This is a genomic window from Blautia sp. HCN-1074, assembly GCF_037890165.1.
In the GTDB taxonomy this organism is placed as follows: domain Bacteria; phylum Bacillota; class Clostridia; order Lachnospirales; family Lachnospiraceae; genus Blautia_A.
This window is the reverse complement of the sequence record NZ_JBBKBP010000016.1, coordinates 77,706-92,730: the sequence shown is the minus strand read 5'-3', so window position 1 is coordinate 92,730 and position 15,025 is coordinate 77,706. Positions and strand designations below refer to the sequence as shown.

Genomic DNA, 15,025 nt, shown 5'->3' with positions numbered 1-15,025 from the left:
TATTCGCTGTTATCTCACGACTGACAGCTCATTTATTATATCACTTACTTTTCAGCTTGTCAAGAACTTTTTTATTTTATTTTTTCAAGTTCTTTTCAGTTGTCTATTTCAGCAACTCTGATATAATATCATGTCTTCAGTTTCCTGTCAACACCTTTTTTATATTTTTTTCAACTTTATTCAACCAATTCTTTGTTGTTTGTCGAAAAAAAATCCGCCTCATTCAGAAGCGGATTTATCATATCATTATTTTTTCTTCGCGTCAAGCACTATTTTACATTTTTTTACATATTTTTTTACATGCCCTTTATTTTATTAGACTCATAACTGCTCCGTAGTTTATCAGGAGGGGCTTGTCCCCTCCTGATACAATCAAGTCCCCACCCACTGCTTATTGCTCTTCGCAATTGAAACAGGGAACTTACTTGATTCGGTTAAAAATCGCCTTTATTAATAGAAATTTCCCTCACACATTACCCTGGCTCATTGATAAAAGACACTCATGAATATCTGAATCAGAATATCTTTGTCATATATATAGTTCAGAATATAATCTTTCTTAACTATCTGCAGTCCCATTTCTCCTATTTCCGTATTGCATATAATAGTCAGAGCCAGCAGAACAACCCATACTACGATCAGAAATTTTGCCGCGCCAAGAAATGCTCCTGCGATCTTGTTCATTCCATGAATCACCGGAAGCCTTGATACGAGATTAAGCATCCATGTAATACTTTGTATCAGAATTGTCGACAATGCCAGTGAAATAAGAAACGAAATTCCATTCACTGCCATTCTTGCCAGATATTGTGCTACATAATCCGAAAATGTGCTTACAGCCAGATATCGGTAGATATCCGAATTATTATTCTGGAGCAGACCGCTGCTTATCAGATCCGGAAGATTCATTTCATTTATAAAAGTAGTCTGTTCTTCTCCGTTACTCATCTGCGAACTATATTTTTCTTCTACAAATTCCTGACAGCTATCCTGTATCTTCTCATAAATTGATGTGTTCTCGCGAATAAACTGGTTTACATATGGGTTTACAAACCATACGATAGACATCGACAGAAAAACACATGCAATCGAAACAATTTCTTTTATCAGACCTCGTCTATAACCTCTGACACAGGCGAATGCCAGAAGGAGTACTGTAATGACTCCGGCCCATGTTAAAGTCATTTCGCTCATCCTAACTCAATTTTATCACATCTACCCCACTATCCAGTACCAGCAGATATCTGTTCATCCCTATTTTGAAAAAGTCTTTGATCGTTCCGTCTACACTTCCCAGATATTTCTGAACGCCTCTGCTATTCATAACGCACATCTGTGAACTGTTATACATTAAAATATTTCCACCGCTTAATTTGATCGTTGTATATGGAATATTAAAATCTTCTTTAAATTTCAGCTTGCCATCTGCAGTATTGTATACTTCCATGATATACTGCTTATCTTTGCTGTCATTTTTAAAGACAAGGCCAACCATATCATCATCATAAAATGTACTGACGATTTCCTTATCCGTCTCTATTGTTTTTACTTCTTTCGGAATCTGGCTTCCCTGATAAATCGTGAAACCATTGTCTTTAAGTGCTATCGAACGATTATTGGAAAGGTACTGAATCTGCGGCACTACCACACCTTCGTATTTGTATCCACTGACGATTCTGTCATCTTCGTTCTGTCCTACATCTCCGAAATTATAAAATGCAACATAGCTGGTCGTATCGCTGCCGTCTACAAACTGATAAGTTACCATCATAACCACGCCATCTTCTGACACAGCAATATCCAGAGGATATCCGGGATCATCTATCTTCGTCTGGTTTTCAGCAATCAGACTTCCATCTGTACTGTAAAAATCAATCCAGGTATCGTCTCCGCCATCCAGAATCGCAGCTACAAGACCGCTCTTTGACACTCTTGCCTTAATGATACTGTAAGAAGTTGTCACACTGCCAGTCTTTCCTGATTTATCATAGATTTCCAATGTTGTTCCATCTTTATCCGCGATTACCGCACGCGTTCCGTTAACATCAGCCACCGGATTCTGCATCTGATAAGTTTCACTCCAGAGTGTACTCATCTTATCAGAAACAAGTGAGACTCCATCCGGGCTATATCGAAGGATATCTCCATCCATTTCAATATAGCTTGTAGAAACAACATCTTCCTGTTCACTGGACTGTACTACCTTATAATTATGATAACTTCTTTTTTCTATATAAAAACCAACAGCTGTTACAGCAGCAGCTATCGCCACTACTGTAATGACTGTCTTTTTGACTATGTTTCTTTTATGGCGGGATAATCTGAGCTCATAATTATCAGCATACTCCTCCTCTGATACCCCTTGGGCTTTAGCCATTTTCTGTTTTTCTGCCATAAGTTTTTTCTTCTTATGCTTTTTTACAATTTTTTTTAATGTATTTGCCATCTTAGCCTTACCTGATTTCTCACTTTCATATTTTAGTGTCACTGTTCACCGCGTAATTGATATAGCTATTTATAAAGCAATGTGCCGGTGTGCCAGCAGGATCATTTCAGGAATCAACTTGTCGGTACACTGGCAAACAGCAATATTCTGATAACTTTTTGTCCTCTATTATACACAATTTTCTAAGGTAATACAATTACTTGTCCCGGATAAATGGTTTCATCTGCTGACATACCATTTAACTGACACAGCTGGCTAAGGGCTTCAATATTTCCATATCTGTTCATACATATCTGATAGAGCGTGTCCCCTGGCTGGATCACGTAAGACTCATGAATCTGTCCCGCCGCCTCACGGTTTTCCTTCTGTGCAGCTTCCCTGACTCTTTTTTGTGCTTTACGCTCATCTGATTCCTGTTGGTAAATCTGTTCTGTTTTATCTGACTTTTCTGTTTTTGACACTGGAACCTGTTCTGTTTTGTCCGATTTTACTTTTGTCTCTTCCTGTACTGTCGAAGTCTGTTTCTCTGCACCGGATAATTTGCGGATATCTGTTCTGTTTTTTTCTTGAGGGTCATTCCATGCTGTATCACCTGATACATCAGATGCATTATTTGGTGTACCTGAATCCTTTTTTTCATTCTCTGATGTATCAGTATTGTTTTGTGTACTCATATCTGTTTCACTCTGGATAGCCGGCGACGGTGTTATTTCTTCAACAATCACAGAAGAAACCGTTGCGCTTTCTTCCCCTGTCCGGTCCGCGCTCTGATAGTTTCTGTAAAAATTCATACCTACTGTCAGCACCGCTATTGCCAGGCATGCCGTCAATCCATATGAAAAAACAGAAGGAGCTGCTAACTCCTTCTTCTTTTCTTTCTTATCTGTAATTATTTTGCGGAAATCTTTTACTGCCTGGTCTTCATAATGTTCCGGTACATCCGGCTGGAGTTCTTTATTTTTATCAACCATGTACGTCTGCATGCCTGGATTTTTTTCATAATAGAGATAATATCCTCCCAAATGTGCCATCCCATTATTCTCATAACGGAAGAATGCATCTTCTCTCTCCTGAGGCTCCATCAGCATCAGAACCTTTTCCCCGCCAAAATATTTCATATGTACTTTTGTCATCAATTCTGTCGCTTCCAGTGTAATCTGGGGCTGTGAGAAAAACCACCCTACAATTTCCTGATCGTCAAAATATTGTTTCTGGTCATCCTGTATTTGTTTCCATTGTTCCTTTGAGAAATCTATATGATCTGGCGCTGCATCCATGTTTTCTGCCATAACCGCTCCCTTTATAAACAGGTAAGCGATCTGGGAACGCCATTTTATCTCTCCTGTAAGAATCGCCACTCTGGCCCGCTGTTCTCCTGATGCATTTTCCGCCCTGGCAAGTCTTACCAGAAATGTGTACACATAATCCTCCATATAAATTCTGTAATCATCACCAACAAGGCCAATCTGACGTATATTTCTGGGTAATCCAAATGGTTCTTCACCATTTTGTGTTTCCTGAGATTCGTCCTTATAGATTACTTCTATCATATCTCATCACCCCTTCGGCTATCAGAATAACACAGGTAAATCGCGGATTTTAGCACATTATAAGGCAGATTTATGAGAATTTGGCGACAGATTTTGCACTGTGCATAAATTTCTCCGAAGAAGGATATGATGAAACATAGATAGCGTTGCAAAATCCAAAAATATATCGCAGTACATCATAGTTATTTCGAAAACAATGTACCAGATACACCGCAGATACCATTCTGCTAAATAATTGTGATGATTTCATAATATGATGACAGATCCAAAGCTTTTTGATTCCAGCATCTTATTACAAAGTAAACGGAGGGTATATGGTATTTTATGTAAACTCGCAAGAAAGCAACTCCCCGGAGGAAATTGCTTTTCTTTTAAACAAATGTATTCTACACCATCCAGCCAGATGGTCTGAGCTGATTTTTCTCTGTATTGGAAGTGACCGTGTAACCGGCGACTGCCTTGGTCCGTATGTTGGTTATCAGCTTTTTGAACATCTGGATGCTCATGGTATTTATATATACGGTACACTTAAAGAGCCTGTGCATGCTTTGAATCTGGAAAAAATTTCCCGCCAGATAAAACTTCTTCACCCTGACGGGCTGGTAATCGCCGTAGACGCATCTCTTGGACAAAAAAAGCACCTGGGATATGTGACCATAGCAAATGGCGCACTATACCCAGGTGCCGGAGTTCAAAAGGAACTTCCACCTGTTGGTGATATCCATATCACAGGCATCGTAAACATTGCCGGTATGCTGGAACAGTTAACGCTCCAGACTACCCGTCTGTCTACAGTAATCTCACTGGCAGATACCATCACACAGGGAATCTTAAATTATACGAATTCTTTGATCTGTTTGTAGATGCCTTCTGCATCAAGACCATATTTCTCAAGCAGAGCAACTGCAGGGCCTGATTCTCCGAATACATCATTTACACCGATACGTTTTACAGGTACAGGTGCTTTCTCAGACAGGCATTCGCATACAGCTCCGCCAAGTCCGCCGATTACAGAGTGCTCTTCTACTGTTACAACTTTGCCAGTTTCTTTGGCAGCTGCAACTACAAGTTCCTCGTCCAGAGGTTTGATTGTATGGATGTTGATTACTTTTGCATCTACGCCGTCTGCAGCAAGCTTCTCTGCTGCTTCAAGAGCAGGAGCTACGCAAAGACCGTTTGCGATAATTGTAAGGTCTTTTCCTTCACGAAGGACAATACCTTTTCCTAATTCAAATTTATAGTCTGGTCTGTCATTGATAACCGGAACTGCAAGACGTCCGAATCTCATGTATACAGGGCCAACATGCTCGTAAGCTGCTTCTACCATAGCTTTTGCTTCGATATCATCAGAAGGGCATGCAACAACCATTCCCGGGATTGCTCTCATAAGTGCAAAGTCTTCGCAGCACTGATGAGTAGCGCCATCTTCACCAACAGAGATTCCGCCGTGAGTAGCACCGATCTTAACATTGATCTTCGGATATGCGATAGAGTTACGAACCTGCTCAAATGCACGTCCAGCTGCAAACATTGCAAATGTGCTGGCAAAAGGAACTTTTCCAGTTGTAGCCAGACCTGCAGCGATACCCATCATATTGCACTCAGCGATACCGCAGTCAATATGACGCTCTGGAAATTCTTTCTTAAATACACCTGTCTGAGTAGCTGCAGCAAGGTCAGCGTCCAGAACGACCAGGTTTTCATGTTTCTTACCTAATTCAACCAGTGCAGCACCATAGCTTGCTCTTGTTGCGATCTTCTTTACTTCTGACATAATGCTTCACCTACCTTTTCTAAGTCTGCCATCGCCTGTGCATACTGCTCGTCATTCGGAGCTTTTCCATGCCATCCGGCCTGGTTTTCCATGAAGGAAACGCCTTTTCCTTTTACAGTTTTCATAATGATAGCTGTAGGCATTCCTTTGGTAGCCTTTGCTTCATCAAAAGCAGCTTTTAACTGATCCATATCATTTCCGTCAGCAACGTTGATTACATGGAAGTTAAATGCTTCAAATTTCTTATCAATCGGATACGGAGAACATACATCGTCAATCTTACCGTCGATCTGAAGTCCGTTATTATCTACGATTACTACAAGGTTGTCCAGTTTTCTGTGGCCTGCGAACATAGCAGCTTCCCATACCTGGCCTTCCTGAATCTCGCCATCACCTAATAATGTGTATACACGATAGCTCTCGTTGCTTAATTTAGCGGAAAGAGCCATACCTACTGCTGCAGAGATTCCCTGTCCAAGAGAACCGCTGGACATATCAACACCCGGGATGTGCTTCATATCCGGATGTCCCTGTAAATAAGATCCAAGATGACGAAGAGTCTTTAAATCTTCTTTCGGGAAAAATCCTCTTTCTGCAAGTGCAGAATAATATCCTGGTGCTGTGTGACCTTTGGAAAGTACGAAACGGTCACGATCCGCTTTCTTAGGATCCTTAGGATCAATATTCATTTCTTCAAAATATAAGTATGTGAATACATCTGCTGCTGACAGAGATCCGCCCGGATGTCCTGCTTTTGCAGCGTGTACTGCTGTAACGATGTCTTTGCGGACTTCGTTTGCAATTTTCTGAAGTTCTAATTTTTCCATTATGGTAAATTCTCCTTATTCGCCGAATACTGCTTTATAATCGTTCTGGAATTTCACGATACCTGCATCTGTCAGAGGATGTTTTGTCATCTGTACGATTACACTGTATGGAACTGTTGCGATATCAGCACCAGCAAGTGCGCAGTCTGTTACATGGATCGGATTTCTTACGCTTGCAGCGATGATCTCTGTTTCGATTCCAGCTACTTCGAAGATCTCAGCGATCTCACGGATCAGATCTACACCTCTTGTGGAAATATCATCAAGTCTTCCAAGGAACGGAGATACATAAGTAGCGCCAGCTCTTGCAGCCAAAAGTGCCTGGTTAGCTGTGAAGATCAGAGTAACGTTTGTTTTGATTCCTTCTGCTGAAAGAACTTTAACTGCTTTCAGACCTTCTACTGTCATAGGTATCTTAACAACCATGTTTGGATGGATTGCTGCGATCTCACGGCCTTCTTTGATCATGCCTTCAGCGTCTGTTGTTGTAGCTTTAACTTCACCACTGATCGGTCCGTCTACGATAGATGTGATCTCTTTGATTACTTCGTTGAAATCTCTTCCTTCTTTTGCGATAAGAGATGGGTTTGTAGTAACACCACAGATTACACCCATATCGTTAGCTGCTTTAATATCTTCTACTTTTGCTGTGTCAATAAAAAATTTCATGATTATAAAACCTCCTGTTTTTGCTCATTCCAAGCGTTCGTTCGTTTGATGATTTCATTATAGCAAACTTCTGAGGAAGGTCAAGCGCATGAATAATTATTAATAATTTTCTTATTAATAATTATATTTTTTATTAATACTGATTTCCTTGATAAATTATAGTCAATCCGTCTTTGAATCGTATTTCTACGGTATATCTTATCTGCAGTTTGGTTTTGAAGTTCCAAATTATTATTAATAATTTTCTACGGCGTATTTAATTAATTTTTCCCGGAAGGGTTTTTCCGGATTTTCGCATATCCGGTTGTGCGTCTGGATATGAGCTTGGGCGTGTATTCAATATTATAAAGACTGATCGGCGCTGAATCTGTCAGCGCCCGCTCCCTTGTATCAATCTTGCGGATAATAATGTCACACGCATCCTGGCCTTTAAGTGCTACAAAATGATCGATGGTCGTGAGAGAAATTCTCCGGATGCTGGAATAAAAAATATTGTCACATCCGATTACCGAGACATCCCTCGGCACATGAATCTTTGCCTCATGAAGTGCATCCAGCGCCCCAATTGCCATCATGTCATTCTGACCGGCAATCGCAGTGAATTCCCTTCCCTCTTCCAAAAGTTCCATGGTAAGCTGGTAGCCCATGGAATATTCTGTATCCATTCGTGGAATTCTTGAGTCAATAGACTCATCTGCTGCCTTTATGATCACATGCTCCTTCAGGCCTTCTTTCTCAAATTCCTTTACAAAACCATTTACACGTTTACTTCTCTGCCATTGTCTTCTGGTCAGAGGCGGCGTGATAAATGCCACATCTCTGTGTCCCAGATCAAGCAGATGCCTGGCCATCATTTTTCCCACTACTGTATTATCCTGATTGATGGCATCTACCGTAGTAGTTTTCTCTTTGTTACTGATGATGACAAGAGGAATCGTCTGCGCCAGCTGTTCCACCTGCTGCTGAAAGTCCGGATTTGGATTGCAGCTGTAGATGATTCCCTGAGGCTGAATGGTATGCATCATGCGAAGGTATTTCTCCTCCAGGCGGGCATCTCTCTGTGTATTGCAGATAAAGACGCCATATCCCTGCTTGTTCGCTACTGCCTCTACTCCCTGAAGGAGCAGCACATAGTATGGACTTGTCAGAGTTGGGCAAAAGACAACGATCAGTTTTTCCTTCTTGCTGTCTTTTTTGTTTTTGCGGCTGGGAAGCTGATAACCCAATTCCCGGGCTGCCTGTTCTACCTTCTCTACTGTCTCTCTGGAAAAAGAAACATTGTATTTCTTATTCAGGACCATCGATACCGTTGCCTGGGATACGCCAGCTTTCTCTGCCACTTCAGAAGAAGTTGCTTTCTTTTTTGACAAAGTTGCTCCTCCTTTTACCAGATTTCAAAAGTTACTTCATCTGCAATAACTTTTAAAGTTCTACGCGTCCCTCGAGAGCACGCAGTAAAGTTACTTCATCAATGTACTCCAGATCACCACCTACAGGAACGCCGCTTGCGATTCTGCTTACTTTGATACCGGTAGGTTTGATCAGTTTGCTGATATACATTGCTGTTGTCTCGCCCTCCAGACTGGAGTTTGTGGCAACGATTACTTCTTTTACATCATCTTTCGTCAGACGCTGCATGAGTTCTTTCAGCTTGATATCATCCGGCCCGATTCCAAGCATAGGTGAGATTGCACCATGAAGTACATGATAAACACCGTCGAATTTGCCGGTTTTCTCATATGCGGCAAGATCTCTGGTATTCTCTACGACCATGATTACGGAATGATCTCGTTTATCATTACTGCAGATCGGGCAGATTTCTCTGTCTGTAAGCGTGTAGCAGCATTTGCAATACTGCACATTCTCTCTGGCATTGATGATCGATGAAGTAAGCTGGTCTACCTGGTCTTTCGGCATGTTCATGATGTGAAATGCCAGCCTCTGTGCTGATTTTGCCCCGATTCCCGGAAGATGGGAAAGCTGCTCGATCAGCTTATTGATATGACTGCTGTAGTATTCCATCAGAATGGAAGGCCCCCGCCAAGGCCGCCAAGGCCGCCTGTCAGTTTGGACATAACGGCTGTGGATTCTTCTTCAACTTTGCGAAGTGCCTCGTTTGTTGCTGCAATGATCAGGTCTTCCAGCATTTCGATATCATCAGGATCTACAACCTCTTCCTGAAGTTTTACTTTTGTAACTTCTCTTTTACCGGAGATGGTTACTTCTACAGCTCCGCCACCTGCTGTAGCTGTGAATTCTTTCTCTTCCAGTGCTTTCTGATTCTCTTCCATCTGGCGCTGCATTTTCTGCGCCTGTTTCATAAGATTATTCATATTTCCCGGCATACCCATTCCCGGGAATCCTCCACGTTTTGCCATTGTGGTATCCTCCTTTATTCTACATATTTTTGATATTACGAATTGTTCCGCAGCTATGCTGCTCCCACAATTCTTCAAATATCGTAACTGTTCAGTACCTTCACAGTTACGAGTCAAAATCCATTAAAAATCGCCTTTGGCGATGGGATTTTGACTTGTATGTCTCGGGATTTTGGCATATTCATGCCAAAACACCTCGCGGGATAGCTGACTGCTGAATAGTTACCAAATATCATTAATTATTCCAGCGGTTCATCAGGGTCTTCTTCTATAACAACATCCATATGGATGTTATCTTTTATTGCCTGATCCACTGTGATGTTCGCCAGATTCGTATGCTGATGCTGATTTGCTACCAGCATCTGGATTTCTACTGTCTTTCCTGTCTGGGCAATGATGATATCCTGAAGTTCTTTCTTTGCTTCCGGATTATCTACATAAGACTGTCCGAGGAAATCCTGAAACTCCACATAAAGAATCGGCTCTCCTGTTTCTCCATTATATTTTGGAACAGATTTCTGCAGCATCTGTTTAAACATCCCTGTCGTCTGACCTGTGATCACTCTCCAGCCCGCCACGATCTTCTGCAGATCCTCCGGTGCCGCTTTTGCCGGAGCTTTCTTAGCTGCTGTAGCAGTTGCAGCGGTATCCGCTCCTGTCGCAGATGTTCCCTGCTGCACGATCGCCTGCTGCACCGGGCGCTCATCTATCCGCTGTTCCAGCACACGAAGTCTGTCCAGAACAGAATCCAGATTTGTTTCCATCGCAGGACGGCACAATTTGATCAGTGCGATTTCCACAAGAACTCTCTTCTGCGTTGCATATCGTATCTGATTAGAAAGATCTGAAAAGATTCGGATGTAACGCATCAGCGTCTCCGCTTCCAACATCGTGCTCTCTTCTTTCAGAAGCTTCATATTCTCAGATGAAACGTCAATCGCTTCCTCCGGATTCTCAGAAGTCTTTACCAGAAGAAGATTTCTCATATACCATGTAAAATCTCCTACAAACTGGCTCAGTTCCCTGCCACCTACGATCAGTTCCTCCAAGATATGGATAGAACCTGTCACATCCCCCTGAATTACTTTACGCAAAAGTTTACTGAACACTTCAGTATCAACAGCACCCAGAACTTCCAGAACTTTATCATAGGTAAGTTCCTGTCCAAGGTAAAAAGCGATACACTGGTCAAGAAGGCTCAACGCATCTCGCATAGAGCCATCCCCTGCTTTCGCCACATAGCGGACTGCTTTTTCCTCAGCAGTTACACCTTCGACCTTAAGAAGTTCATCCAGTCTGGCTGCGATCGTATCTATGGTAATTCTGTGGAAATCATACCTCTGGCATCTGGATAAAATCGTGATAGGAATCTTGTGCGCCTCTGTTGTTGCAAGGATAAACATAACGTAAGACGGCGGTTCTTCCAGTGTTTTCAGCAGGGCATTGAATGCGCCTGTGGAAAGCATATGAACCTCGTCTATGATGTATACTTTATATTTACCCTCTGTCGGGCGGTAAGAAACCTCTTCTCTGATCTCTCGGATATTGTCTACACCATTGTTTGATGCAGCATCAATCTCGATCACATTCATTGCAGTCCCTGCCTGAATTGCCTTACACATGGCACATTCATTGCATGGGCTGCCATTTACGGGATGTTCACAGTTGACTGCTTTCGCCAGAATTTTGGCTACTGTTGTTTTACCGGTTCCTCTCGTTCCGCAAAACAGATATGCATGGCCAATCCGGTTGTGTTTAATCTGATTTGTCAGGGTGGTCACGATGTGATCCTGGCCTTTGACATCTGCGAAATTATCCGGTCTGAATTTTCTGTAAAGAGCAGTGTAACTCATGAACAAACTCCTATCATATAACTATCTCATATCTTATTATCACAGCCGCCGCGGAAAAATTCCCGCGGCGGTCTTTTTTACACTTTAATATCTTATATGAAAAGGTATCTTTCAGTCAAGTACTGTTTCAATACCGGACATATATTTCATCAGTCGCCAAAGCTGATACCGATCTGTTTGGCAGCAAGTACCAGCTGGTCTTTTGGTGATACCATTTTAAGTTTGCCTGCGCATTCTTCAAGCGGTACACGTTTAATCTTTCCGTTTACCACACCGATCATTACGCCATACTCGCCGTCAATGATTGCCTGTGCTGCGCCTGCACCAATTCTTGTAGAAAGAACACGGTCATATGGACAAGGTTCTCCACCTCTCTGTGTATGTCCGGGAACTGTGACACGTACTTCATTTCCAAGTTCTTTGTAGATCTGATCTGCGATCTCATAGGAAACAGACGGATATTTCTTTGCTCTTGCTTCCAGTTTTTCTTTGTATTTCTTCTTAGGGAGCTGTGCATCTTCTTTGGAGATAGCGCCTTCTGCAACTGCAAGGATTGTGAAACGTTTACCTGCTTTTGCACGTTTCTGGATTGCTTCTGTAACTTTCTTGATATCGTATGGAATCTCCGGAATAAGGATAATGTCTGCACCGCCGGCAACACCTGCATGAAGTGTCAGGCTTCCTACTTTATGACCCATAACTTCTACGATAAATACACGTCCATGTGAGGATGCAGTTGTATGGATGCAGTCAATCGCATTTGTCGCAATGTTTACAGCACTCTGGAATCCAAATGTCATGTCTGTGCCATAAATATCATTATCAATGGTCTTCGGAAGATGGATGATGTTCAGACCTTCTTCTCTCAGAAGGTTGGCTGTTTTCTGTGTACCATTTCCACCAAGGATAACCAGGCAGTCAAGGCAGAGTTTGTAATAGGTCTGCTTCATTGCCTCAACCTTGTCTAGGCCGTTCTCATCCGGAACACGCATCAGTTTAAACGGCTGTCTGGAAGTTCCAAGAATTGTTCCGCCCTGGGTAAGGATTCCGGAGAAATCTTTGGATGTAAGCATACGGTATTTCCCATAGATAAGCCCTTTGTATCCATCGTCAAATCCATAAACCTCTAATTCGTCTACATTATTTGTCAGTCCTTTTACTACTCCTCGCATGGTAGCGTTAAGTGCCTGACAGTCACCGCCGCTGGTAAGCATACCTATTCTTTTGATCATGATCGTATCCTCCATTTCTGTGTTTTAAGAATTGTAACTGTTCAGCGCTCTCACAGTTGGCAGGCTGCTGAACAGTTACTAAGAATTATCAATAACCACTACAAGACACGCCGTATATTCAAGTGTTACCATCCGTAATATTTGTTATAACACCCTAACATATCCATTTCCAGAATAATGATAGTTTATCTTTGTTTATTATATAATATTTACTCTTTTCACACAATAGCGTTGGAAAACTTTTGTGAGTAACCGTTACTGTTCACACACCACTATCCCGCGAGGTATTTTTTGTGAACGAAGGTCACAGAAAAACCGAGACATACAACGCGAATTTATATGATTAGCGTAAATTAAGTTTGTAAAGCGTATTACTGAACGCATAGCAAACATCAAGAAAGCCCTTAGCGCTTTAAAACTCCAAGGACTTTCGTTTTTTAGATATCTTATTTATTATATTTTTCAATCACACAGGTATGTTTTTTTGTTTTTTTATCATAGTTAATCCCCGCCAGCAGCAAATCCCCATGATAATCCTTTAAGGCATCCACATATCCCTTATTCTTGATTTGCGATATTGCGCCTTCTGCCTTCTTATCCCATTTAAGTTCAATTACCGCAGCCGGTTTATCTGCGTATAACCTTCTTGGAATAAAGCAGAGATCTGCAAAACCTTTTCCTGTCGGTAATTCCCGGATAATTGTATAATATTCTCTTGCAAAATAAAACGCCAGACTAATCGTACAACTTAACGCATTTTCATCATTATACTGAAGAATGGAAATTTCCTGATGCGCCTGGTCAATGCCATTTGCTACTGCTTCAGCATTTAGCTGCCAGAGTGCCTCCAGTAAATTTCTGGAAGCTTCAATAGATTGAATCACTTCTTTCCAGTCCATCGTGCTAATTGCATTTACATACTCCTGCGAAACTTCTTTATTAGGAATTGATACGGTTTTATCCGGCCAGTGATAACTTAAATAGCCCAGGTGAACAAGTAAAGTCAAAACATCATCCATTCCCTGAAATGTAGTCATATCATTAGAGAATGTTCCTGTGTTGATCTGTACTTTATCTCCGGCTAGCATTCGTATCACAGAATCTTTCAAGCCGTCAAAATTTAATCGGATATATGCCTTTAACGCTTCATAAGTTTCTGTCTGATTCCAGTAGTTGTCAAAAACACCGCTTAGCATGGCATCTACAACTGATTTTGGACTGTACATAGAATAGGTTTTTCTATTTTCACCTTCCATTGTCACAAGCTCATATCCATCATACCACGCCTGTGCTTCCTGGAAATTTCTTTTGTATTCTAAACAAAGTTCTTTTACCTCATTTTCTGTAAAGCCAAAAAACTCTGCCATTTCCCTGGGATTTAACATTGAATATTCTGTAAACATATTCAATGCAGAATGAGAACCATATTTCTTCACCGGAAGAATACCTGTCATGTATGCCAATGCAACATATTCCTGATCTTTCAGCCATGCCCGTAAAAAATCCAGATATTTCTTCTGTGCATTCGTGTCTTGTTTAAATTCCCTGAAGACGCAGTCCCACTCATCAATCAGAATTACAAATGGGTGTTTTGTACTGGAAAACACATCTTTCATTGCAAAAATCAGATAATCACCATCAATATACTCCGGGTATTGTTTCTTTAATTCACGAAGCAGACGTTTCTGCAGCATAGACAGCATTTCATCCATATCATGAGTTATACTCAGAAACTCCTGCATATTTATCCGAATTACATCATACTGGTTCAAATGCTTCCGGAAACTTTCCACTTCCCTGATTTTCAGATCAGCAAAAAGTTCTTCCGTATCCTCGCCCCTGCCATAATATGCCGCAAGCATATTGGCTGCCATCGACTTTCCAAATCGTCTTGGACGGCTCACACATACAAATCTCTGTTCCGTCCCTAATACATCATTTGTTTTAGAAATCAGACCGCTTTTATCTACATATATCTTAGAGCGCCGGCAGGTACTAAATAATCCACCCCCTGGATTCAAATAGCTTCCCATTTCATTTTCACCCCTTACATATTTTATTCGACAACTTGATAATTCACCTGTAAACACTGTCTTTCAACATATTCTTATTCTGCAGGCCAGTAAATCAGACTTTGTAAATATTGTAGCGGTATTTTTAAGATGTGTAAAGCCTGTAAATATTCATATAATTTTATCCATAGTTTCTATATTGTTATTGTTCACACGCCACTATCCCGCGAGGCGTTTTGGCATGAATATGCCAAAATCCCGAGACATACCGCGCGAATTTATGC

General features: G+C 41.4%; 13 protein-coding genes. 1 reads left to right on the top strand and 12 read right to left on the bottom strand.

Translation table 11 applies throughout. From position 1 onward, the window contains the following. Window positions 1-483 precede the first annotated feature (483 nt). The 3 genes from WKT11_RS13445 to WKT11_RS13435 form a co-directional block, all read right to left on the bottom strand. Entirely contained in the window at window positions 484-1,185 is a 702-nt protein-coding gene (locus WKT11_RS13445; RefSeq protein WP_118137098.1) for a CvpA family protein, read from the bottom strand. Between the two features lie 10 nt (window positions 1,186-1,195). Then, window positions 1,196-2,446, bottom strand: coding sequence for a DUF5711 family protein (locus WKT11_RS13440; RefSeq protein ID WP_118137100.1), 1,251 nt, complete (start codon window positions 2,444-2,446; stop codon window positions 1,196-1,198). Window positions 2,447-2,628: 182 nt separating this feature from the next. Further along, window positions 2,629-3,996, bottom strand: coding sequence for a LysM peptidoglycan-binding domain-containing protein (locus WKT11_RS13435; RefSeq protein WP_340284927.1), 1,368 nt, complete (start codon window positions 3,994-3,996; stop codon window positions 2,629-2,631). 314 nt (window positions 3,997-4,310) lie between these two features. Here WKT11_RS13435 and yyaC point away from each other — a divergent pair, with 314 nt between their 5' ends. Continuing rightward, window positions 4,311-4,859 carry a spore protease YyaC gene (gene yyaC / locus WKT11_RS13430; protein ID WP_117845171.1) on the top strand — a complete coding sequence of 183 codons (549 nt, stop codon included), beginning with the start codon at window positions 4,311-4,313 and terminating at the stop codon, window positions 4,857-4,859. On the opposite strand, the gene WKT11_RS13425 is transcribed toward yyaC, so the two are convergent. The 9 genes from WKT11_RS13425 to WKT11_RS13385 all read right to left on the bottom strand — a co-directional run bounded on the left by WKT11_RS13425 (window position 4,832) and on the right by WKT11_RS13385 (window position 14,762). Then, window positions 4,832-5,770: a transketolase family protein gene (locus WKT11_RS13425; RefSeq protein ID WP_117676628.1), complete on the bottom strand. Its 939-nt coding sequence runs from the start codon at window positions 5,768-5,770 to the stop codon at window positions 4,832-4,834. The two genes, yyaC and WKT11_RS13425, sit on opposite strands and share 28 nt — an antisense overlap. After that, entirely contained in the window at window positions 5,758-6,597 is an 840-nt protein-coding gene (locus tag WKT11_RS13420) for a transketolase (protein WP_019160570.1), read from the bottom strand. Before WKT11_RS13420 ends, WKT11_RS13425 begins: the two co-directional genes overlap by 13 nt. A 15-nt stretch (window positions 6,598-6,612) precedes the next feature. Then, entirely contained in the window at window positions 6,613-7,266 is a 654-nt protein-coding gene (gene fsa / locus WKT11_RS13415) for a fructose-6-phosphate aldolase (protein ID WP_117676629.1), read from the bottom strand. Between the two features lie 260 nt (window positions 7,267-7,526). Further along, the gene (locus WKT11_RS13410) at window positions 7,527-8,636 is read right to left on the bottom strand and encodes a LacI family DNA-binding transcriptional regulator (protein WP_117676630.1); all 1,110 of its coding nucleotides are present in this window, start codon (window positions 8,634-8,636) and stop codon (window positions 7,527-7,529) included. A gap of 52 nt (window positions 8,637-8,688) precedes the next feature. Further along, the gene (gene recR, locus WKT11_RS13405) at window positions 8,689-9,288 is read right to left on the bottom strand and encodes a recombination mediator RecR (protein ID WP_117676631.1); all 600 of its coding nucleotides are present in this window, start codon (window positions 9,286-9,288) and stop codon (window positions 8,689-8,691) included. Further along, window positions 9,288-9,644, bottom strand: a complete 357-nt coding sequence (locus WKT11_RS13400) for a YbaB/EbfC family nucleoid-associated protein (protein WP_117676632.1) — start codon at window positions 9,642-9,644, stop codon at window positions 9,288-9,290. Before WKT11_RS13400 ends, recR begins: the two co-directional genes overlap by 1 nt. A gap of 239 nt (window positions 9,645-9,883) precedes the next feature. Beyond that, window positions 9,884-11,497 (bottom strand): DNA polymerase III subunit gamma/tau, encoded by a 1,614-nt coding sequence (dnaX, locus tag WKT11_RS13395; RefSeq protein WP_118410772.1) that lies wholly within the window; start codon window positions 11,495-11,497, stop codon window positions 9,884-9,886. Between the two features lie 149 nt (window positions 11,498-11,646). Continuing rightward, window positions 11,647-12,729: a 6-phosphofructokinase gene (locus WKT11_RS13390; protein ID WP_117676634.1), complete on the bottom strand. Its 1,083-nt coding sequence runs from the start codon at window positions 12,727-12,729 to the stop codon at window positions 11,647-11,649. Between the two features lie 446 nt (window positions 12,730-13,175). Continuing rightward, window positions 13,176-14,762 carry an AAA family ATPase gene (locus tag WKT11_RS13385; protein ID WP_117676635.1) on the bottom strand — a complete coding sequence of 529 codons (1,587 nt, stop codon included), beginning with the start codon at window positions 14,760-14,762 and terminating at the stop codon, window positions 13,176-13,178. Window positions 14,763-15,025 lie beyond the last annotated feature (263 nt).

Excerpts from the sequence above, each read along its gene's own strand:
- yyaC (WP_117845171.1), top strand. The coding sequence starts at position 4,311 with ATGGTATTTTATGTAAACTCGCAAGAAAGCAACTCCCCGGAGGAAATT.
- WKT11_RS13400 (WP_117676632.1), bottom strand. The coding sequence starts at position 9,644 with ATGGCAAAACGTGGAGGATTCCCGGGAATGGGTATGCCGGGAAATATG.
- WKT11_RS13420 (WP_019160570.1), bottom strand. The coding sequence starts at position 6,597 with ATGGAAAAATTAGAACTTCAGAAAATTGCAAACGAAGTCCGCAAAGAC.
- WKT11_RS13440 (WP_118137100.1), bottom strand. The coding sequence starts at position 2,446 with ATGGCAAATACATTAAAAAAAATTGTAAAAAAGCATAAGAAGAAAAAA.
- WKT11_RS13435 (WP_340284927.1), bottom strand. The coding sequence starts at position 3,996 with ATGATAGAAGTAATCTATAAGGACGAATCTCAGGAAACACAAAATGGT.
- WKT11_RS13385 (WP_117676635.1), bottom strand. The coding sequence starts at position 14,762 with ATGGGAAGCTATTTGAATCCAGGGGGTGGATTATTTAGTACCTGCCGG.
- fsa (WP_117676629.1), bottom strand. The coding sequence starts at position 7,266 with ATGAAATTTTTTATTGACACAGCAAAAGTAGAAGATATTAAAGCAGCT.
- WKT11_RS13425 (WP_117676628.1), bottom strand. The coding sequence starts at position 5,770 with ATGTCAGAAGTAAAGAAGATCGCAACAAGAGCAAGCTATGGTGCTGCA.
- WKT11_RS13390 (WP_117676634.1), bottom strand. The coding sequence starts at position 12,729 with ATGATCAAAAGAATAGGTATGCTTACCAGCGGCGGTGACTGTCAGGCA.
- WKT11_RS13445 (WP_118137098.1), bottom strand. The coding sequence starts at position 1,185 with ATGACTTTAACATGGGCCGGAGTCATTACAGTACTCCTTCTGGCATTC.
- dnaX (WP_118410772.1), bottom strand. The coding sequence starts at position 11,497 with ATGAGTTACACTGCTCTTTACAGAAAATTCAGACCGGATAATTTCGCA.
- recR (WP_117676631.1), bottom strand. The coding sequence starts at position 9,288 with ATGGAATACTACAGCAGTCATATCAATAAGCTGATCGAGCAGCTTTCC.